The organism is Rothia koreensis (assembly GCF_052232265.1).
Classification (GTDB): Bacteria; Actinomycetota; Actinomycetes; order Actinomycetales; family Micrococcaceae; genus Rothia; species Rothia koreensis.
In genome coordinates, this window is the sequence record NZ_CP197643.1 from 2616283 (window position 1) to 2635147 (window position 18865).

An 18865-nucleotide genomic window follows, 5' to 3' on the forward strand; every position below is an offset into this window, starting at 1 on the left:
TCCCGGGCTACCCCATCGGGAGCTCAGTGGCGCCGGTCAAAGCCGGGTATGCCCCAGGAGCCGTAGACGTCCAGGGAATTCTCGCGAATGCGGTCGCACAGGCCGGCCAAATCGTCTCCCCGACGCTCGGCCATGTACCTCACCGTGTAATTGGTCATGTAGGAGGCATTCGGGCGGCCCCTGTACGGGTGCGGGGTCAGGAAGGGAGCATCCGTCTCGGCCAGAATGAGTTCGGGCCGGGCCATCTCCAACGATTCCTGGATCCCGTGCGAGTTCTTGAACGTCACGGTCCCGGAGAAGGACATGTACCACCCGTTGCGGTTGCAGATCTCCGCGAGGTCCGGACCTCCGGAATAGCAATGGAAAACAGTCCGGTCCGGGGCTCCTTCCTCCCGAAGGATTGCGACGACGTCGTCGTGCGCGTCCCGGTCGTGGATCTGAAGGGCCAGCCCCAGCTTTTTGGCGAGCCGGATGTGGAGGCGGAAGCTCTCCCGCTGGGCGTCGCGTCCGTCCTCGTCGGTACGGAAATAATCCAACCCGGATTCGCCGATCGCGCGGACTCTGGCGGATCCTGCCATGTCCTCCAGCATGTCCAGGGCATCACCGAGCCCGCCCTCGGCCGCAACCCCGGGAGCCTCGTTCGGGTGGATCGCGACTGCGGCGAGTACGCGGGGGTCGGTTTCGGCGGCAGTGACTGCGTAGGCCGAGGACTTCAGGTCGCAACCGACCTGCACGATGGCACCGATCCCCGCGGCCGCCCCGGTGTCCAGGGCGTCCTGCGCGGAGATCTCGACCTCGCCGTCGAGCAGGTCCATATGGGTGTGGTCGTCCACGACCGGGGACGGCAGGGGCTCCGGGGCCGGGGGGAAAATCAGGTTCCGCGAGCGACCGTCGTCTCCTGAGGCGCTCCGACGTCGCGTACCCTCCCCGGACGCCTCGTCGGCGATGCCCGTGTACCGCTCGGCCTCGTAGGCCGGTGGGGTCTCCCCCGGAACGAATTCAGGACGTGCGCTCGGCTCGGGCCAGAGGGACCTGATCAGCTCCTGCGCGTCGGGCGCGAGGTCGTGCCACGTGGGGTTGGCATGCGTACACATGGGTGGTGTTGCTCCTGGTGATCGGGGGGGGTGACGGTGGGCTTCAGGCGTCGTCCTCGGCGCGGCGCGCGAGCACGGCCTCGTAGAGTTCTCGCTTGCTGACCTGGTGGGTGGCTGCGATCCGGTTCACGGCCTCTTTGAGACGCACGCCGTCGGCCACGAGCTGTTCGGCCTCGCCGGTCAGCGAATCGGCGCTCTGGGCCTCGGGCTCCGGGGCACCCTCGACGACCACAGCGATCTCGCCCCTGACCTGGTGGTGGTCGGCCCACATGAACAGTTCGCCCAGCGTTCCGCGGATGACCTCCTCATGCAGTTTGGTCAGTTCGCGGGCGACGACGCCGCGTCGCTCGTCCCCGAAGCTCTCGACCAGTGCGCCCAGCATCGGGGCGAGCCGATGCGGAGCCTCGTAGAAGACCATGGTTCGGCGTTCGTCAATCAGTTCGGCCAAACGAGCCCGGCGCTCGGATGCTTTGCGGGGAACGAAACCTTCGAACGCAAAACGGTCCGACGGCAGACCCGAGACCGCGAGCGCGGAGAGGACCGCCGAAGGCCCAGGGGCACAGGAGACCGTCAGGCCTTCCTCGACGGCTCTTTCCACCACCCGAAATCCCGGGTCGGAGACCGTGGGCATCCCTGCATCCGACATGAGAAGAACCGTCTGCCCCGACCGGACGGCCTCGACGAGTTCCTCGGCACGACGCTGCTCATTGTGGTCGTGGTTGGTGACGATCCGGCCGTGGACGCTCACTCCCAGCCCGCTCGTGAGCTTGCGGAGTTTGCGCGTGTCCTCCACGGCGATGACATCGGCACTGGTCAGGTACTCCTTGAGTCGCTCGCTGGCGTCCTTGAGATTGCCGATGGGCGTGGCGGCCAGAACGAGGATCCCCGCATCGGACGTGCTCGGGGACGGTTCGGAGACTTCCGGTTTCGTGTTCACCCGTCCAGACTAGCCAATACGCGGCCGCGGCGAGGTGCCGGAACCCGCGAAGCATCATCGTGGACTCCCCCTTTCCCGGGGTCGCTCCCGTACCATGGGTCGGGTGAGAAACACCGACTCAGGGACCACGGACCCCGGATCCACCGCTTCCGCGCACCGCCACGTCGACCGCGACCCGGTGTTCCCACGCGGTGCGTTCCGCCTTGATGCACTTCTCGACCGGCTCCGGGTGGCCCCGGTCCATCTGCCTCGGTACTGGTGGGTTGCGCCCGCCGTCGTCCTGATCCTGGCCGCTCTTCTGCGGATCGTGGGTCTTGCGCACCCGAATGCCATGGCCTTCGACGAGACCTATTACGCCAAGGACGGCTACTCGTTGCTGCATTTCGGCCACGAGCGCCAATGGCCCCGGGATGCGAATGCCTCGTTCCTTTCGGGCGACCCCGTCCAGCCCTCGGCGATGGCCGAATATGCGGTGCATCCTCCCCTGGGGAAGTGGATGCTCGCCCTCGGAATGCTGCTCTTCGGCGACGACAACCCCTTTGGGTGGAGGTTCGCCGCAGCGCTCTTCGGAACGCTTTCCATTGGCCTGCTCATGTGGGTCGCTTGGATGATGTTCCGGTCGATCACCCTGTCGAGCATCGCCGGATTCCTGATGGCCATCGACGGGCTGCACATCGTCCAATCGCGTCTGGCGCTGTTGGATATCTTCCTGATGTTCTGGCTGGTCCTGGCCTTCGCGTTGTTGGTGGCCGACCGCATCTCGACCCGGCGCAAGCTCGCGCGCGCGGTCAGTCGTGCCGGAGGCGACGGACCCTCCGGTGCACCTTCCTCACGGTTCCTGGCCTACGGCCCCTGGCTGGGGATCAGGTGGTGGCGCATCGCCGCCGGAGTCGCCTGCGGCGCCGCCGTGGGGGTGAAGTGGAATGCCCTGTTCTTCGTGGCCGTGTTCGGCATCCTGACGGTCCTGTGGGATATTTCCGCGCGACGCGTCGTCGGGATACGCGGATGGTTCACAGGCGCGTTGCTCAAGGATTCCTGGCCCGCCGCCCTGTCGGTCCTGGGCATCGGACTCATCACGTACCTGATCACCTGGACGGGCTGGTTCGTCTCCGACGACGCCTACGACCGGCACTGGGCCGAAGAGCACCCGGGCGAGGGCGTGACCTGGCTGCCTCCCGCATTGCGCAGCCTGTGGGAGTACCACGGGCAGGCCTACAGCTTCCACACGCACCTGGATTCGCCGCACACGTACATGTCCCCGGCGTGGCAGTGGCTCATCCTCGGGCGCCCGACGTCCTACTACTACGAGTCCTACGATTCGGGCCAAGCCGGCTGTGCTGCCTCGCGCTGCTCGGAGGCCATTCTGAACGTGGGCAACCCCCTGATCTGGTGGGCGGCCGCCGCCTCCATGCTCTTCGTCCTGATCTGGTGGATCATCAAGAAGGACTGGCGCATGGGTGCGATCTTCATGGTCTTTGCCGTCGGATATCTCCCGTGGTTCGCGTATCCGGATCGCACGACGTTCTACTTCTACGCCTTGTCTTTCCTGCCCTGGCTGATTCTGGGACTGACGGCCGTCCTGGGTCTCGGCCTCGGCAGGCCCGGGGACTCGGTGCGACGACGACGCCTCGGGCTGGCGGTGGTCGGAACCTTCCTCATCGCCGCGCTGCTCATCACGAACTTCTTCTGGCCCATCTGGAGCGGGCAGATGGTTCCGTACGAGCACTGGCGGTGGCGCATGTGGTTCGACGCCTGGATCTAGCGAGCGTCGCGCGTCGAGGTGGCAATCGTGTGCGATTCATCCCGCGAGGTGGCACCCACGTGCAGTTTTGGGCGCCAAAACCGCACGTAATTGCCACCTCGGCCCGAAACCTGCACGTGGGTGCCACCTCGAGCCCAGGGGCGACCGAAGAAGGCAGCGAGTCAGCGGCTCAGGCGGTCGCGGATTTCCTGCCGATCGTGGGCGGCCTTGAGTGCGCGCTGACGCCGGTAGGCCGTGGGCCAGGTGCTGATGAGCAACACGGCACTGACCACGACGCCGAAGATCGCGATCCCCACGGCGGCGTCGACCCAGAACTGCTCGGGGAACAATCGGATGAGGCTGTCCGACTCTCGGAATGCCCAGTTCCCTCCGGAGAAGAAGACCTCGTGGAAGCCCGTGAACAGGGCTTGCCATCCCAACGCCCCGAAGATTCCGAGAACCACGAGCACGACCAGGGTCAACCAGGCGCCCCAGAAGATGCTCTTTTGGATCGCCCCTGGGGCACGGCGCCGGAGGCCCTTCATTCCCACCAGGGCGACGAGGCAGAACAGGACGACGCCGACCAGGGCCCACAACATCACGTGCTTGACGTCCGTCATGTGCGAGACCTCGGCCGGGGTGAAGATGGACTGCCCGTCCGGCGTCGTCAGGTCGCCGAGGTAACGGCTCGGCGCCGTATTGAGAACGTATTCCAGGCCGTAGGACCCGTAGGTCATCCGGTCGTCGGTCGAGAACCCGAAGGGGTCCTTCGGGAATCCCGGCCGATGGTACTCGAGCCACAGGAAGGCCGGCGTCGCGATCGCACGGACGCCGAGCATGAGGGTGGCCAGCGGAACCGAGATGGTTATCAGGGCTCGGCGCAACCCGAGGGCTCTGGGCCTGTCCTCGATCGCTGCGTCGCGGGCGGCCGTGGCCCGAGCCTCCGTCCCCCGCTGAGCCTCCGTCCCCCGCTGAGCCTGCGCCTTGTCCTGCCGCGTCGTATGACCGTGGCCGGCGGGCTCCAGCAGTCCGTTGCCACGGTGGCCCTCGCGCCCCGCAGCCGCAGCGCCCCTCCGGATCCCCGCGGCCCCCTGCTCCTCAGAAGCCTTCCGTTCATCGGAGGACCGCCGGGCCTCTGGAGCATTCGTCGCGGCCTCCTGGGAGACGGCGGGGAGAAGGTTGTCCCAGTCCTGCTCGGGAGACTCCGCCCAGGGTGTGTCTTCTCCCTGGGGCCGGGACGTGGAGGACATGCTTCTCCTTACTCGATATGCGGCGGCCGGCGGGCCTCACACGCCCGGGATCCGGGTCCGCGCGTGTGAGGTCTGCCCGGGGTCACCAGTTTCCGTGCCAGCTGGTATCCGTGTAGTGCTCCCACGGGATGTTCCAGTCCCCGTACCCGTTGTCGGGGTTGGCCTGGCCGTAGTCGGTGTTCTGGGTTTCGACGATGTCTCCGACCTCGAACGTGTCGAAGAAGAATTCGGCGTCGTCGGGCAACAGGCCGATGCAACCGTGGGAAATATTGGCCACGCCAACCACGTTGTAGGCCGAAGGCTCCGCCTGGTGCACGAATGCGCCGCTATCAGTCAGGCGACTGGTATTGGTCGCCTCGAAGGGCTCGTACCAGTGCTCGTCGCCCTTCTTGAGCCCCAGGGTCTTCGCATCGAACTTGTATTTCTTGGCCTGCTCGAGGATCACCAGCTTGCCGGTCACGGAGGGCCAGTCCTTGCTGCCCAAGGTCACCGGCGCTTCTCGCACCATATTGTCGTTGACGTACATCTTCATGCTCTTCGTGTTGTTGTCCACGAAGGCATAGTGCTTCTCGCCGATCTTGAAGGTCACCTTGTAGTTCTGGTTGCCGATCTGGCCGTTGCCGAGATCCTTCCCCAGAATGTTGGCTTCGATGGTCACCTCGGAATTCGGCGCCCAGAGGTCCTGCGGGCGGTACCGGACCATGGTGTCCGAGTACCAGCGGAAAAGGCCGGGCGCGGCCCCGCCCCCGGTGACCGTGATGGACTTCTCGATATCGTCCTTGTTGGTCACGGGCTCCGAGAAATCGATTTGGATGACCTGGCCGGTGCCGTAGGTCTTCCCCTCCTGGACGTTGATCTTGGCGTCGGCTTCATTGGCGGCCACGACGGTCGCGAAGGAACTCTGCGACTGGTGCTCGCCCTTGTCACCGGTCACCGTGTATTTGATCGTGTAGTTCGTGTCGAACTCGAGATTGCCGTCTGAGGTCCAGGTCTTGCCGTCCTCCGACACGTGGCCCTTGACGTCGTCCTTGCCGCCACTGATCTTGACCTCGGACATCCTGCCCTCGGCGGTCGTGACGCTCACCGGCACGACCGGGTTGACCTCCTTGGCATTGGCCTCCGGGGTGACCGTGACCTGAGGGGAGAAGGTCTTGGACGGTGACGCACTGGCCGAGGAATCCTTGGATGCCTGCTCGTTTCCGGAGCAGGCACTCAGTACCGCTGCGCTGAAGACGCCGAGGGCGCCTCCCGCGAGAGCTCGGCGCCGCGTCAGACCGAAGGATGCCCCGTCATTGTGGGCGGTTCGGTCATGTGTGGCCCGGCCGAAGCCGGACCCGTGGTTCTTTGGAGTAGGTTCGGTCACTCTGACAATGTTCCTTCCGACGTGCGGCGCGAGCGGTCTACCGCGTCCCCCGACGCGGCCCTCAATTGTTATGAAGAGCGCGGGCCGAGCCCGCGCAAGAAGTGAAGATTTGTCACATTGTCCGGCACCGTGGCGGCATTGTCCATTCCGACCGGAGACGCCTCAGCGATGCCCTCTCCCTCGGGCATAACCGGGCTTCCTTCGCCGTCAACTCGGACAATGTCCCAGCCACGTGGAGCCGTCAGTTTGGACGCGTGAAAAGTGCACATGTCGTACGCGTGCGGTTCCACCCTGGTGGCCAACGGGCCAATGACCACGGTGGATTGCGAATAGGCATACGTCAAGGTACATGAGGCTTCGCGACGGCACATCATGCGCGAGCACATACGAATTTTCTCAGTCATGGGATCCCAAAAATACTCTCACCGGCTGTGAGGGCGGTGTGAGCCGCTCAGCTTGCTCTCTTGCGAAGACGACGACGTTCCCTTTCGGACAGCCCGCCCCAGATTCCGAAACGCTCGTCCTTGGCCAGGGCGTAGTCAAGGCATGCCTCGCTGACCGGGCACTCGGAGCACACGCGCTTGGCGTCGCGGGTCGATCCGCCCTTCTCGGGGAAGAACGCTTCGGGATCGGTCTGGGCGCAGAGAGCATCCGCCTGCCACGCGAGCTCGCCCTCTTCGTCATCGGTACCGTACTGGCCCGCCGCGGCCTGCCACATCTTCAGGATGTCGGGATCGGAAGAGAAGAGGTCCACACGGCCCTCGTCGGCCTCGCGCGGGGAGGAATGCGCCGCTTCCCTGCGTTCTGCCGCCTTGAGAAAAGCCGTGGCCTGATCGTCCAGGGATACCGAGGAACCTTGACCTGGCCCGGCCGAATCGGCAGGATCGACGTACCAGTCGGACGGAACGGAAGAACTGATGCCCTTCTCGTCGGAAGCGGGTGATGTGCCTCGGCGCCGCAATGCTTCGCCCATGCTCGTCCTTCCTTGCGCTTCCTGCCGCGCGATACTCGTAAGAATTCCACTCATAATTACAACGGTGTAAGCCCGTGACGTCAAGCTCGAATGCTATTCAAAAGTCAAGGACCAACGTTGTTGTCCAGCTCACGGCGGCATGTCGTGGTCTCGGGACGCCGTCGTTAGACTCGGCGTCATGACACCTACCGTCGCGTCCCAGAATTTCGCAAATCTCGAAACCTTCAGTCGCCTTCTGGCGTCCTCCCCCAGGCCCGCCCTGATCTGGTACGGAACGGATGGAGAACGGGTCGAACTGTCCGGCAAGGTCACGGAGAACTGGATCGCCAAGTCCGCGAACCTCTTCGTGGACGAGCTCGACGCGACCCACGGCGATTCCATTCGACTGGCCGCCACCCAGCACTGGCGGAGCATCGTGGCCGCGCTGGGCGCTTTGCGCGCGGGATGTGTCATGGACTCCGAGACGGACCGGCCCACCTTCTGGTTGGGGTTCGACATCGATGAGCGCGCGGATCAGGCCGAGGTGGCCGTGGTCATGGACCGTGCGGCTCTTGCGACCCGCTACGGTCACGGCACCGATGACTGGCCCGACGACGCGATCGACTACTGCGCAGAGATCAGATCGTTCGGCGATCTGTTCGACCCGATCGACGCCGTCCCCGGGTCCCACGGGATCGGACTGGCGACGACGGACGGTCAGGCCACGGCCGTCACCCTGAGCGAGTGGCTCGAGGAAGTTGCCGCGTGGTGCGATCGCGCGAGCGGACTCGGCGAGGAGACCGACGGCGTCGTCGTGGTGCCGTCCGGCGAACCTCTCGATCTGGACATGCTGGCCATGTCCTGCGGCATCATGGCAGCGGGCAAGGCCGTGGTTCTGGTGGACCCGCAAGCGGCTCAGAACGCGGAGAGCTTGTCGAGCATCTCGGACGACGAACGTGCCGTGCCGATGGACTGACGGCACCCCCGGACGCCCCGAAACGAGGACGCCGCCGAAGCGGGGACTTGGAGCGTCTTGAGTCAGCCCTCGTTCGATGCGTCCGAAGGGCCTCGGCCCTTCGAGCGACGCACCACCTCGTCCGCGTCGAGGGATCCCGTGACAATTTCCGTCGCTTCCGTGACGAACCTGCCGACCTGCTCCTCGCGGGTCATGTGGTCCTGGTCCTGGTCGATGTCCTTGCGCTGCTGTCCGCCGTAGACCCAGTACCGGTAGGCGAAGTACCGGACGATCGTTCCGAGCACCGTGCCAACGATCGTCCCGGAGACGAAGGAGGCTTCCTTGGACGTCAGTCCGAGGACGTAGAAGGTGAACATGACGCAGCCGGACTCGACGCCGATCCCGATCAGGTTGACGACCGCGAACTGAACGGCCTCGCGGAACTTGTTTTCCTGGCGCTTGTGACGGAACGTCCAGAGACGGTTCACGATCCAGGAGAACAGGGTGGCGACGACGCCCGCAATGAACTTGGCCTTGGCGTGACCCTCGTCCTGGAACCAGGTATTCATCAGAAGCAGGGTCACGGACGCGTTGACGACGAACGCCAACGCACCGACGATCCCGAACTTCAGAACCTCTTTGAGGAACAGGTCCCAGAGCCCACGGACTTTCTCAGCAACGGTCGACACTCATACTCCACGAATTCGGGGTCAGGGGAAGCCGCCGCGTCATTCGCACGGCGCACGGGAACAAAGTGGCACCGTCCGCGAAGACATCGGCTCGCGGATGCGGCGCGTGTGGCCCAGTCTGCGAGTCTACCCGTGCGCTGCCCGATTCGAATGCACAAATGGCGGCAAAACTGTCACTCGTCGGTTGATCACCGGGTACGCTGAAGGGGTGAAATCTCCCAGTAGAGCTCCTGTTGTCGGTGTAATTGGCGGTGGGCAACTGGCCCGCATGATGGCCCCCGAGGCCAGCGAACTCGGGATAAGTCTGCGAGTTCTCGCAGAATCTCCTGAGGTGTGCGCGGCGCAGGTGGTCCCGGACTCCCCCGTGGGCGAGTACACGGACCTCGAGACACTGCGCGACTTCGCGCGGGGGTCCGACGTCCTGACCTTCGATCACGAGCACGTTCCGCCCCCTCACCTCGATGCGCTCATGGCCGACGGCGTGGCCGTGAACCCTCAGCCGGAAGCCCTCGTCCACGCGCAGGACAAGATCGAGATGCGACGCGCCGTCGATCGTCTGGGGCTGCCCAATCCGCTGTGGGAGGCCGTGACGACCCCCGAGCAGCTTCGTGCTTTCGGCCAACGGGCCGGGTGGCCCGTGGTGCTCAAGACTCCCCGCGGTGGATACGACGGCAAGGGAGTCATGCTCGTGGACGAGCAGTCCGTGGACTCCGCCGAGGTCCTCGAGTGGTTCGAGAAGGCCGTCCAGGCCGGATGGACCGACGGCGCGCTTCTGGCCGAGGAGAAAGTCGAATTCTCCCGCGAGCTGTCCGCCCTGGTCGCGCGCAGGCCGGAAGGTGAATCCCGAGCCTGGGACGTCGCCGAGTCCATTCAGGTCGACTCGGTGTGCAATGAGGTCATCGTTCCGGCGCCGAACCTTGCCCCGGACATCGCCGAGTCCGCCCGGCGGGCCGCTCTGACCATTGCCTCGGAGCTCGGCGTCACCGGAGTGATGGCCGCTGAGCTCTTCGAGACCCCCGGCCGCGGGCCGGGCTTCCTCATCAACGAGTTGGCGATGCGCCCCCACAATTCCGGCCACTGGACCCAAGACGGCTCCGTGACCAGCCAATTCGAGCAGCACCTCCGAGCTGTCCTGGATCTGCCCCTCGGTTCCACGGACCGCGTGGCGGAGGCCACCGTGATGAAGAATGTTCTGGGAGGCGAGAACCAGAACCTGTACGGGGCCTTCCCCGAAGTCATGGCCGAGTATCCCGAGGCCAAGGTGCATCTCTACGGCAAGTCCGTGCGCCCCGGTCGCAAGGTCGGTCACGTCAACGTGACCGGCCCGTCCGAGTCCATTGACCGCTTGCGCCAGGTAGCGAACGAGGCGGCTGCGGTCATCAGAGACCATGGAGCCGCAGAGAACGTCTGAACCCCCAACGGGTCGATCAGCGTGAAGGAGAAACAATGAATGAGTCCCTGGAAAGCCCGCTCGTCGGTCTGGTCATGGGGTCCGATTCCGATTGGCCGACGCTGGAGCCGGCCGCAGAGATCCTCGAAGACTTCGGCGTGTCGTACGAGGCCGACGTCGTCTCGGCACACCGAATGCCCGAGGACATGATTCGGTACGGCAGGACCGCGGAAGAGCGCGGCATCCGCGTCCTCATCGCCGGCGCCGGGGGTGCGGCCCATTTGCCGGGCATGCTGGCTTCGGTGACATCCCTGCCCGTGGTCGGGGTACCCGTCCAGCTCAAGACCCTCGACGGCATGGATTCGCTGCTCTCGATCGTCCAGATGCCCGCTGGGGTCCCCGTCGCGACCGTGTCCATCAATGGCGCGAAGAACGCCGGTCTCCTCGCCCTGCGCATACTCGGGGCCGGGGACACCAAGGAGGCGGAAGAACTCCGCGGGCAATTGGCCGAATACGCTGAAGGTCTCAGGCAGACGGCCCAGGACAAGGGTGTCGCCCTCGCCCAGAAGGTACGGTCACGGAAGCAGGACATGGACGGGCCGGACGGCAACCCCGCATCCGGCCGCACACCCGAGGCAGCGGAAGATTACGACGACGATCCCCGGGCCGGCTACGCCCCCTAACCTGAGCGCCCGCTCAGACTTCCCCCAACTCCCCCGGCAAAGCCACGTGTTTTCGCTGGTCAGACTGTAAGATCGGGTCGATCATGACTACTCCCCCAAGCAACCACGACCCCTCGGACGACATCGAGGCAGCCCGCGGACTTGACGAACGGGCCGGCAGCTCGCGCATGACGGACCCTTTGCGCAACCCCCGGTCCGGCGGGTCGGTCACGCGTACCAAAAGGGCCTGGCTGCTGCTGATCCTGACCACCGTGATTCCAGGATCCGCCCAGCTCGTCGCGGGCAACCGGAAGGTCGGGCGCGTGGCGCTGACGGTCACCCTGTGCGTGTGGGCTCTGATCGTTCTTCTGCTGCTCACCTGGCTGGTCCATCGGGCCTGGGTCATTGAGCTCGTCACCGGCCGGTTCATTTCGTTGGTCCTGGTGATCGTGCTCATCGCCCTCGCGATCTTCTGGGCGTTGCTCTTCTTCGACACGTTGCGTCTGATCCGACCGGTTCTTCTCGCCAAGGGAATGCGCCCGGCCGTGATCATCGGCTTCGTGGTGCTGCTGTTCGTCACGGCCGGCGGCGTCGGCTACTCGGCCTACCTGGTCAACGTCGGCCGCGGAGCCGTCAGCGGTATCTTCGCCGAGGGGCCCAAGATGAAACCCGTCGACGGACGGTACAACTTCCTTCTGATGGGCGGCGACGCAGGCGACGATCGCGTCGGTCGTCGCCCCGACTCGATGACGGTCTTCAGCGTGGACGCGAAGACCGGTCAGGCCGTCACGATTTCCCTGCCCCGCAATATGCAGAACGCCCAGTTCGCCAAGGATTCGCCCCTGTGGGACGTCTACCCGGACGGCTACAACTGCGGCGACGAGTGCATCCTGAACGCGCTGTACCCCGACGTCGCCAACGACCACAAGGATCTGTACCCGCATTCCAAGGACCCCGGAGCCGAGGCCATGAAGGACGCCGCGGAGGGGATCACCGGCCTGCCGATCCAGTCGTATGTCCTGGTGGACATGGACGGATTCTCCAAACTGATCGACGCGATGGGCGGGATCGATATCAACGTGGGTGGTCGTGTTCCGATCGGTGGCGGCCACGACGAGATGACGGGCGAGCAGAACCCGATCGACGGGTACATCGAACCGGGCAAACAGCACCTGGACGGCTTCCACGCGCTCTGGTACGGACGGTCCCGTGAGGGCGCCTCGGATTACGACCGCGAGGCCCGCCAGAGGTGTGTCCAGTCCGCGATGCTCAAGCAGCTCGACCCACAAACGGTCCTCACCCGTTTCCAGGACATCTCGGAGGCCGGGCAGAAGATCATCGAAACCGATATCCCCGAGAACCAGTTGTCGAGCTTCGTCGATCTGGGTCTCAAGGCGAAGGATCACGACCTCATCCAGTACGGCATGGCCCCGCCGTACTTCCCCGAGGAATTCCCGACCTACCCCGATTACGATGAGTTCCGGTCCTCGGTCGACAAGGTCATCAGTGACTCCAAGGACGGCAAGACGCCGGAGCCGCAGGCGGCGGGCGAAGCCGGTGGCGGCAAGACCCCCGTCGCCTCGGTCAACCCGCTCGTGATGGCCCAAGTTCTTGGCCTGAGCGGCCAGTCCCAGGCGACCGACGACGCGGGCACCACCAAGTCCTTGGACGTCCAGCAGGCCGCCGAGCTGACCGAGAACGGCACCTGCTCCGTCCCCTGACTCCTAAGATAGGAAGAATGAGCACAATTCTGCAGTCCGACGCGTGGGCAACGTTCCAGCGCGATCTCGGCCATGAGGTCTTCCAGAAGAGCGGCCAGGGGTACTCCTACCTCGCCACCCTGGAGGGAGGGCGTACCGGGCGCTACCTGTACTGCCCGTACGGGCCGATCGCCGATTCCCCCGAAGGTTTCACGCGTGCTCTCGAGGACCTCCGCGCGCTGGCGGCGAGCAAGAAGTGCTTGTTCGTGCGTCTCGAACCCACCCGGGACGAGATGTTCCCGGAGGGCGCGGACCAGGTCGAGGACCTCAAACACAGAGGCATGCATTTCGCGCCGCGCCAGATCCAGCCCAGCCACACGTGGATGGTCGACCTGACGCAGGACGAGGACGCGATCCTCAAGGGGATGAAGTCGACCAACAGGAACTTGCACCGGAACATCCACAAGAAGGGTGTCACCTTCGAGGAGTCCCACGATCCGGCGGACGTGTCGGTGTTGCTGGAATACCTGAACAAGACGGCAGAGCGGGTCGGCTTCAATCGTCAGAAGGACGATTACCTGACTCAAGCAGCCCGTTCCCTCATGCCGCTGGGCGCGGCTTCCCTCTACCTTGCCCGGGTCGACGGCGAAGCGATCGGCGCGGCCCTGGTGTACGACTCGGAGGACACCAGGACCTACGCGCACGCCTCCATGTCCTTCGAACACCGCCGGCTCAGCGCCAACAATCCTCTCGTGTCCACGATGATGCTGGACGCCAAGGCCAAGGGGCTGAAGCGATTCGACATGTTCGGCATCGCGCCCGAAGGCGAACCGAATCACCCGTGGGCCGGATTCACCGGCTTCAAGAAGTCCTTCGGCGGATACCCGGTCACGCTCCCCGGAACCTGGGATCTTCCCGTCCACGCCCTCCCCTACAAGGCCTATCGATGGGCCTATTCGGCGCGGGACACCGGCGTGCCGGCGATCAGGAACTCCGTGTCGGCCACGGTGAAGCGGCTGCGGGCGGCCGTCAAACGGTAGGGAACGGTTCCAGACAACGGTTCCTGGAACCGACGGATGGTCAGGCTATTGAGAGTACGGAAACGGCCCGGCGGGCCGTCACTGTGCCTGGCGGCAAGGTCTACCGCTGGTATTTGTCCCACTTCTCGGCAATGTGCTCGGCTTCGACCATGCGCACGGTGCCGGACTTCGACCTCATGACGATCGACTGCGTGTTGATGCGGTTGCCGGAGTAACGCACGCCCCGCAAGAGGTCGCCGTCGGTCACACCCGTCGCCGCGAAGAAGCAGTTGTTGCTGGTGACCAGCTCGTTGGTGGTCATGACCGCGTCAAGATTGTGGCCCGCGTCGATGGCCTTCTGCTTCTCTTCGTCGTCCTTCGGGGCCAGACGCCCCTGGATGATGCCCCCGGTCGCCTTGATCGCGCAGGCGGCGACAATGCCCTCGGGGGTACCACCCGTTCCGAGCATGACGTCCACGCCGGTGTTCTCCCGGCAGGCCGCGATGGCACCGGCGACGTCGCCGTCCAGAATCATGCGGGTCCGTGCGCCGGTGGCCCGGACTTCCTCCACGAGCTGCGCGTGCCTCGGGCGGTCGAGGATGCAGACGGTCAGCTGGTTGATGCGCTTGCCTTTGGCCTTGGCGACCAAGTGCAGGTTCTGCTTGACCGGAAGGCGCAGGTCCACGAGGTCCGCGGCGTCGGGACCCGTCACGAGCTTCTCCATGTAGAAGACGGCCGAAGGATCGAACATCGATCCTCCGTCCGCGACCGCGATCACGGACAGGGCGTTGTTCATCCCCAGAGCCGTCAAGCGGGTTCCGTCCACGGGGTCCACGGCGACGTCGAGCGCGGGGCCGTCCCCATCACCGAGCTGTTCGCCGTTGAACAGCATGGGGGCCTCGTCCTTCTCGCCCTCGCCGATGACGACGGTTCCGTTGAAGTGGACGGTCGAAAGCATGTTGCGCATCGCGTCCACGGCCGCGCCGTCGGCCGAGTTCTTGTCACCTGCCCCGACCCAGTTGCCTCCCGCAATGGCCGCGGCCTCGGTGACCCGGACCAGCTCGAGCGCTAGGTTGCGGTCAGCCTGGTTGTTCTGTTCGTTCGCTTCCAACACAGAGATCCTCGCCTTCGAAGTTGTCGTGCTCGGCGCACCGTCCTGCGGAGCGCCTCGCGGTGTCCGTGGACAATTCTGCCCGACACGGGTGCTCAACCCAGCTTACTTGTTCGATAGTCCGCCGACACAAGATCGACTGTGCAGAACCGTGGAAGATCCCCCGAGTTCGTTGGGTCAGCTTTGAGCACGATCCCGCCTGCGGCAGAATAGCCGGGTGAGCGAATCCAACCACGAGAACCACGAAGACACGTCAGACCGGGCGACGTCCACGGGGTCGACCGCCGCCGGCGACGAACTGCCCGTGAAGCCTCAACTCACCGAGTCACAGGTCAAACGGCTCAACACGCCGGTCAGGGCCATGGTCTTCTCGATGATCGCTCTCCTGCTCATTCTGCTTCCCTTCCTGTGGCTCGTGCCCAGGCCGGACAACGACACGTATCGTCCCGACGTCGACCTCACCAAGACGGCCCGGGAGGCCAGCGAGACGGCCGGTTACCCCGTGGTCGCTCCCCGACTGAATGACGACTGGCACGCGAATTTCGCTCGATGGAATTCGGGGTCCACGGACGGTGTGCCGTTCTGGGAGGCCGGGTTCGTGACCCCGTCACAGGGCTTCATCACTGTGACCCAGACCAATAAGGAAAACCCGACCTGGGTTTCCCAGAAGACGGATGCGGCCCCTCCCACGGGCAAGACCGATATCGACGGCGTCACCTGGAGCACCCGCGTCAAGCAGGACAAGAAGGACGGCGATGGGACCACCGCCTACGTGGGCGAGGTCAATGGAACCACGCTCATCCTGTCGGGCGACGCGGAAAAGGACGAATTCGTGAAGCTCGCCCACGAGTCCGTGGCATCCCTCCAGGACGGCGGTGCGGCGTCACCGACCGAGAGCCCGTCCCAGAGTGACGGCTGACCCGGGCTAGTATGGTCCAAGGCGTGGGTCCGACACGGATCCGCGGCACCCAACCACGAAAGGCCGCGCGAAACATGTCCGACAGCCAGGCTCGTATTACTCCGCAGGAAGCATGGAAGCGTCTCGCCGACGGCAACGCACGGTTCGTCGAGGGCAGGCCCAATCACCCGAACCAGGACGCGACGCGACGCGAGTCCCTCGCCGAGGGCCAGAATCCCTTCGCGGTGATCTTCGGGTGCTCCGATTCCCGCCTGGCCGCCGAAATCATCTTCGACTTGGGTCTCGGGGACACCTTCGTGGTCCGCACCGCGGGCCAGGTTCTCAGCAGCGCATCCTTGGGTTCGCTGGAATACAGCGTCGCGGAACTGGATGTGCCCCTCATGGTCGTGCTCGGACACGACTCGTGCGGTGCGGTGACCGCCGCGAGCCAGTCCTACGACTCGGGCGAGATGCCTCCCGGCTTCGTGCGCAACCTCGTCGAGGAGATCATGCCGGCCGTCGTCGAAACCCGCCGTTCGGCAGGCGACGACGACGCCTCGCTCGCCGACATGGTCCGGACGAACACCCGGCAGGTGGCCGAGCGCATGATCGACCAGTCGAAGATCATTTCGGCCGCCGTCGAGGAGAACCGCACGGCCGTCGTCGGCATGTTCTACAACCTGCGCGATGGCAAGGCCGAGCTCGTCTTCTCCTCACACGATTTGGATTCATAGACGCATCTCTCCCGCTCGTTCGTTCGGAGCGGTAATACAGGCGCCGGCGTCCTAAACTGGCGGTATGGCTGAAAATACAGAATTCCGCATCGAACACGACACCATGGGCGAAGTCCGCGTCCCCGCCGACGCCCTGTACCGCGCGCAGACCCAGCGCGCCGTGCAGAACTTCCCGATCTCCGGCAAGACCCTGGAATCGGCACACATCGCCGCTCTCGCGCGCGTCAAGAAGGCCGCGGCCCAGGCGAACCTGGAACTCGACGTCCTGGACCGTGACCGGGCAGAGGCCATCCGCAACGCCGCGGACGAGGTCATCTCCCACGAGTACGACGCCCACTTCCCGATCGACGTGTTCCAGACCGGCTCCGGCACCTCCTCCAACATGAACACCAACGAGGTTCTGGCGACGTTGGCAACCCGCGCCCTCGAGTCCCAGGGCATCGAGGTCCACCCGAACGACCACGTCAACGCCTCGCAGTCCTCCAACGACGTTTTCCCGACCTCGGTTCACGTGGCCGTGACGGGCGCCCTCATCAATGATTTGAAGCCCGCCCTCGACCAGCTGGCCACCGCGCTCGAGAAGAAGGCCGAAGAGTTCAAGGACGTCGTCAAGTCCGGTCGCACCCACCTCATGGACGCGACCCCCGTGACCCTCGGGCAGGAGTTCTCCGGGTACGCCGCACAGATCCGTTACGGAATCGAACGCATCGATGCGGCTCTCCCCCGCGTCGGGGAGGTCCCCCTCGGCGGGACGGCCGTCGGAACCGGCATCAACACTCCGGACGGTTTCTCGGCCCGCGTGATCGAATTGCTCGCCGAGGAGACGGGTCTGCCCCTGACCGAGGCGCGCAACCACTTCGAGGCCCAGGCGAACCGCGACGGCCTCGTCGAGGCGTCCGGCCAGTTGCGGACCATCGCCTACTCGCTCATGAAGATGTGCAACGACATCCGGTGGATGGGCTCCGGCCCCAACACTGGCCTGGGCGAACTTCGTATCCCGGATCTGCAGCCCGGCTCGTCGATCATGCCCGGCAAGGTCAACCCCGTGATCTGCGAGGCCGTCATTCAGGTTGCGGCACAGGTCATCGGCAACGACACGGCCGTCGCCCTGTCCTCGACCAATGGTGCGTTCGAGCTCAACGTCGGCATCCCCGTCATGGCCGCGAACCTGCTGGAGTCGATTCGTCTGCTCAGCAACTCCACCCAGGTCATGGCCGAGAAGATGATCAACGGGCTGGAGGCCAACGAAGAGCGTGCCCGCTTCCTGGCCGAGGCATCGCCGTCGACCGTGACGCCCATGAACAAGCTCATCGGTTACGAGGCCGCGGCGAAGATCGCCAAGCACGCGGTGGCGCACAAGACCACCGTGCGCGATGCCGTCGTCGAGCTCGGCTATGTCGAACGCGGCGAGGTGACGGAGGAGCAGCTCGACGAGGCGCTCGATGTGACCAAGATGCTCGGCAACAACTAGGCTCCACACCACGCGCCTTTGCGCGCGATCCGGCCGGCGCCGTCGTGAACTTCCCGCTTCCCACGACGACGCCGGCCCTTTGTCGTCTGTGCCCGCCTGCACCCTGTAGTCATAAATCACAGAGCATCTGATTGCACGACCGGGCAGGCAGTGCAAAAATACACTTTGTGACAGAAAGTGAACCTTCGGACAAGGATTCCAGGACCGAAGGGCTCCGGGAACGCAAACGCCAAGAAACACGCCGCTCGATCCACGAAGCATGCCTGGACCTCACCGAGGAGCACGGACTCAACGGATTCACCGTCGACGAGGCCGCCGCCCGGGCGGGCATCTCGCGCAGGACGTTCTTCAACTACTTCTCGAGCAAGGAAGACGCGATCTTCGATCTGGAGGGCGAGGCCATCCAGGACAGCTATCGGGAGAAGTACCTGGCGGGGGCGTACCGGTCGCCCGACAGTTCGGTGGTCGGCGAGATCATCGCGCTGCGTGCGGACATCGAGCGGTCTCGCCTGGACTCCGAACGGCCCGCGCTGATGCGTCGTATCCGTACCGTCCTGACCGAGAACCCCAAACTGATCGACCATTTCGTCAAACGTGCCGAAGCCAACTTCCAGGAGCGTTCCGAGCTTCTCAGGCAGCGTCATCCGCACCTGACGGACGCTGAGCGGGCGATCGCGCTCAAGACCGTCGAAGCGGTCCACCACATTTACATAGAACATCTGGCCGACACCGCGGGATACGGACCGGACCAGCTCATACAGACCTACGACGACGTCGCCCGCTTGGGCTTCCTCCCCATGGACGACGCGTCGGACACGACCTCACAGGAGACACAGTGACCAGTACCTCCGCGCAGAGCGCGGCCCCGGCGGCGGGCAGGACGTCGCGACGCGATCAGA

General features: G+C 64.9%; 18 protein-coding genes. 10 read left to right on the forward strand and 8 right to left on the reverse strand.

The window, feature by feature from the left end; genetic code table 11:
• Positions 1-23 precede the first annotated feature (23 nt).
• The gene (locus ACTSLZ_RS11650; protein WP_443095118.1) at positions 24-1094 is read right to left on the reverse strand and encodes a TatD family hydrolase; all 1071 of its coding nucleotides are present in this window, start codon (positions 1092-1094) and stop codon (positions 24-26) included.
• Between the two features lie 43 nt (positions 1095-1137).
• On the reverse strand, positions 1138-2031 hold the full coding sequence (gene rsmI, locus ACTSLZ_RS11655) for a 16S rRNA (cytidine(1402)-2'-O)-methyltransferase (protein ID WP_129315075.1): 894 nt from the start codon (positions 2029-2031) through the stop codon (positions 1138-1140).
• A gap of 94 nt (positions 2032-2125) precedes the next feature.
• Between rsmI and ACTSLZ_RS11660 the strand changes: the two genes are divergently transcribed.
• Positions 2126-3793 (forward strand): dolichyl-phosphate-mannose--protein mannosyltransferase, encoded by a 1668-nt coding sequence (locus ACTSLZ_RS11660; RefSeq protein ID WP_443095119.1) that lies wholly within the window; start codon positions 2126-2128, stop codon positions 3791-3793.
• 161 nt (positions 3794-3954) lie between these two features.
• On the opposite strand, the gene ACTSLZ_RS11665 is transcribed toward ACTSLZ_RS11660, so the two are convergent.
• The 4 genes from ACTSLZ_RS11665 to ACTSLZ_RS11680 all read right to left on the reverse strand — a co-directional run bounded on the left by ACTSLZ_RS11665 (position 3955) and on the right by ACTSLZ_RS11680 (position 7358).
• Positions 3955-5022: a TIGR01906 family membrane protein gene (locus tag ACTSLZ_RS11665; protein ID WP_443095120.1), complete on the reverse strand. Its 1068-nt coding sequence runs from the start codon at positions 5020-5022 to the stop codon at positions 3955-3957.
• Between the two features lie 82 nt (positions 5023-5104).
• On the reverse strand, positions 5105-6385 hold the full coding sequence (locus ACTSLZ_RS11670; protein ID WP_178980160.1) for a L,D-transpeptidase: 1281 nt from the start codon (positions 6383-6385) through the stop codon (positions 5105-5107).
• Between the two features lie 68 nt (positions 6386-6453).
• Positions 6454-6789, reverse strand: coding sequence for a DUF3499 family protein (locus ACTSLZ_RS11675; RefSeq protein WP_178980161.1), 336 nt, complete (start codon positions 6787-6789; stop codon positions 6454-6456).
• A gap of 47 nt (positions 6790-6836) precedes the next feature.
• Positions 6837-7358: a WhiB family transcriptional regulator gene (locus tag ACTSLZ_RS11680; RefSeq protein WP_443095121.1), complete on the reverse strand. Its 522-nt coding sequence runs from the start codon at positions 7356-7358 to the stop codon at positions 6837-6839.
• Positions 7359-7536: 178 nt separating this feature from the next.
• Between ACTSLZ_RS11680 and ACTSLZ_RS11685 the strand changes: the two genes are divergently transcribed.
• A complete protein-coding gene (locus ACTSLZ_RS11685; protein ID WP_443095122.1) occupies positions 7537-8313 on the forward strand; it encodes a TIGR03089 family protein in 777 nt (258 codons plus the stop codon).
• 62 nt (positions 8314-8375) lie between these two features.
• Here the strand turns inward: ACTSLZ_RS11685 and ACTSLZ_RS11690 are convergent, their stop codons facing one another.
• Positions 8376-8981, reverse strand: a complete 606-nt coding sequence (locus tag ACTSLZ_RS11690) for a GtrA family protein (protein WP_129315069.1) — start codon at positions 8979-8981, stop codon at positions 8376-8378.
• A gap of 268 nt (positions 8982-9249) precedes the next feature.
• On the opposite strand from ACTSLZ_RS11690, the gene ACTSLZ_RS11695 reads away from it, so the two are divergent.
• The 4 genes from ACTSLZ_RS11695 to ACTSLZ_RS11710 all read left to right on the forward strand — a co-directional run bounded on the left by ACTSLZ_RS11695 (position 9250) and on the right by ACTSLZ_RS11710 (position 13773).
• On the forward strand, positions 9250-10392 hold the full coding sequence (locus ACTSLZ_RS11695) for a 5-(carboxyamino)imidazole ribonucleotide synthase (protein WP_443095123.1): 1143 nt from the start codon (positions 9250-9252) through the stop codon (positions 10390-10392).
• A 35-nt stretch (positions 10393-10427) separates the two neighbouring features.
• Positions 10428-11054: a 5-(carboxyamino)imidazole ribonucleotide mutase gene (gene purE / locus ACTSLZ_RS11700; RefSeq protein WP_443095124.1), complete on the forward strand. Its 627-nt coding sequence runs from the start codon at positions 10428-10430 to the stop codon at positions 11052-11054.
• An 83-nt stretch (positions 11055-11137) separates the two neighbouring features.
• Positions 11138-12754, forward strand: a complete 1617-nt coding sequence (locus ACTSLZ_RS11705; RefSeq protein ID WP_443095125.1) for an LCP family protein — start codon at positions 11138-11140, stop codon at positions 12752-12754.
• Positions 12755-12771: 17 nt separating this feature from the next.
• Complete coding sequence (locus ACTSLZ_RS11710; protein ID WP_443095126.1) at positions 12772-13773, forward strand: lipid II:glycine glycyltransferase FemX; 1002 nt, start codon at positions 12772-12774, stop codon at positions 13771-13773.
• Between the two features lie 100 nt (positions 13774-13873).
• On the opposite strand, the gene glpX is transcribed toward ACTSLZ_RS11710, so the two are convergent.
• Positions 13874-14866, reverse strand: coding sequence for a class II fructose-bisphosphatase (glpX, locus tag ACTSLZ_RS11715; RefSeq protein ID WP_443095127.1), 993 nt, complete (start codon positions 14864-14866; stop codon positions 13874-13876).
• A gap of 214 nt (positions 14867-15080) precedes the next feature.
• Here glpX and ACTSLZ_RS11720 point away from each other — a divergent pair, with 214 nt between their 5' ends.
• The 4 genes from ACTSLZ_RS11720 (at position 15081) to ACTSLZ_RS11735 (ending at position 18805) form a co-directional block, all read left to right on the forward strand.
• A complete protein-coding gene (locus tag ACTSLZ_RS11720; protein WP_129315063.1) occupies positions 15081-15782 on the forward strand; it encodes a DUF4245 domain-containing protein in 702 nt (233 codons plus the stop codon).
• A gap of 74 nt (positions 15783-15856) precedes the next feature.
• Positions 15857-16495, forward strand: a complete 639-nt coding sequence (locus ACTSLZ_RS11725; RefSeq protein ID WP_129315062.1) for a carbonic anhydrase — start codon at positions 15857-15859, stop codon at positions 16493-16495.
• A 64-nt stretch (positions 16496-16559) separates the two neighbouring features.
• A complete protein-coding gene (locus ACTSLZ_RS11730; protein WP_443095128.1) occupies positions 16560-17966 on the forward strand; it encodes a class II fumarate hydratase in 1407 nt (468 codons plus the stop codon).
• 167 nt (positions 17967-18133) lie between these two features.
• Complete coding sequence (locus ACTSLZ_RS11735; RefSeq protein WP_178980167.1) at positions 18134-18805, forward strand: TetR/AcrR family transcriptional regulator; 672 nt, start codon at positions 18134-18136, stop codon at positions 18803-18805.
• The last annotated feature ends 60 nt before the right edge of the window (positions 18806-18865 follow it).

Excerpts from the sequence above, each read along its gene's own strand:
- ACTSLZ_RS11685 (WP_443095122.1), top strand. The coding sequence starts at position 7,537 with ATGACACCTACCGTCGCGTCCCAGAATTTCGCAAATCTCGAAACCTTC.
- purE (WP_443095124.1), top strand. The coding sequence starts at position 10,428 with ATGAATGAGTCCCTGGAAAGCCCGCTCGTCGGTCTGGTCATGGGGTCC.
- ACTSLZ_RS11660 (WP_443095119.1), top strand. The coding sequence starts at position 2,126 with ATGGGTCGGGTGAGAAACACCGACTCAGGGACCACGGACCCCGGATCC.
- ACTSLZ_RS11730 (WP_443095128.1), top strand. The coding sequence starts at position 16,560 with ATGGCTGAAAATACAGAATTCCGCATCGAACACGACACCATGGGCGAA.
- ACTSLZ_RS11680 (WP_443095121.1), bottom strand. The coding sequence starts at position 7,358 with ATGGGCGAAGCATTGCGGCGCCGAGGCACATCACCCGCTTCCGACGAG.
- ACTSLZ_RS11650 (WP_443095118.1), bottom strand. The coding sequence starts at position 1,094 with ATGTGTACGCATGCCAACCCCACGTGGCACGACCTCGCGCCCGACGCG.
- ACTSLZ_RS11725 (WP_129315062.1), top strand. The coding sequence starts at position 15,857 with ATGTCCGACAGCCAGGCTCGTATTACTCCGCAGGAAGCATGGAAGCGT.
- ACTSLZ_RS11665 (WP_443095120.1), bottom strand. The coding sequence starts at position 5,022 with ATGTCCTCCACGTCCCGGCCCCAGGGAGAAGACACACCCTGGGCGGAG.
- ACTSLZ_RS11710 (WP_443095126.1), top strand. The coding sequence starts at position 12,772 with ATGAGCACAATTCTGCAGTCCGACGCGTGGGCAACGTTCCAGCGCGAT.
- ACTSLZ_RS11675 (WP_178980161.1), bottom strand. The coding sequence starts at position 6,789 with ATGACTGAGAAAATTCGTATGTGCTCGCGCATGATGTGCCGTCGCGAA.
- ACTSLZ_RS11705 (WP_443095125.1), top strand. The coding sequence starts at position 11,138 with ATGACTACTCCCCCAAGCAACCACGACCCCTCGGACGACATCGAGGCA.
- ACTSLZ_RS11695 (WP_443095123.1), top strand. The coding sequence starts at position 9,250 with ATGATGGCCCCCGAGGCCAGCGAACTCGGGATAAGTCTGCGAGTTCTC.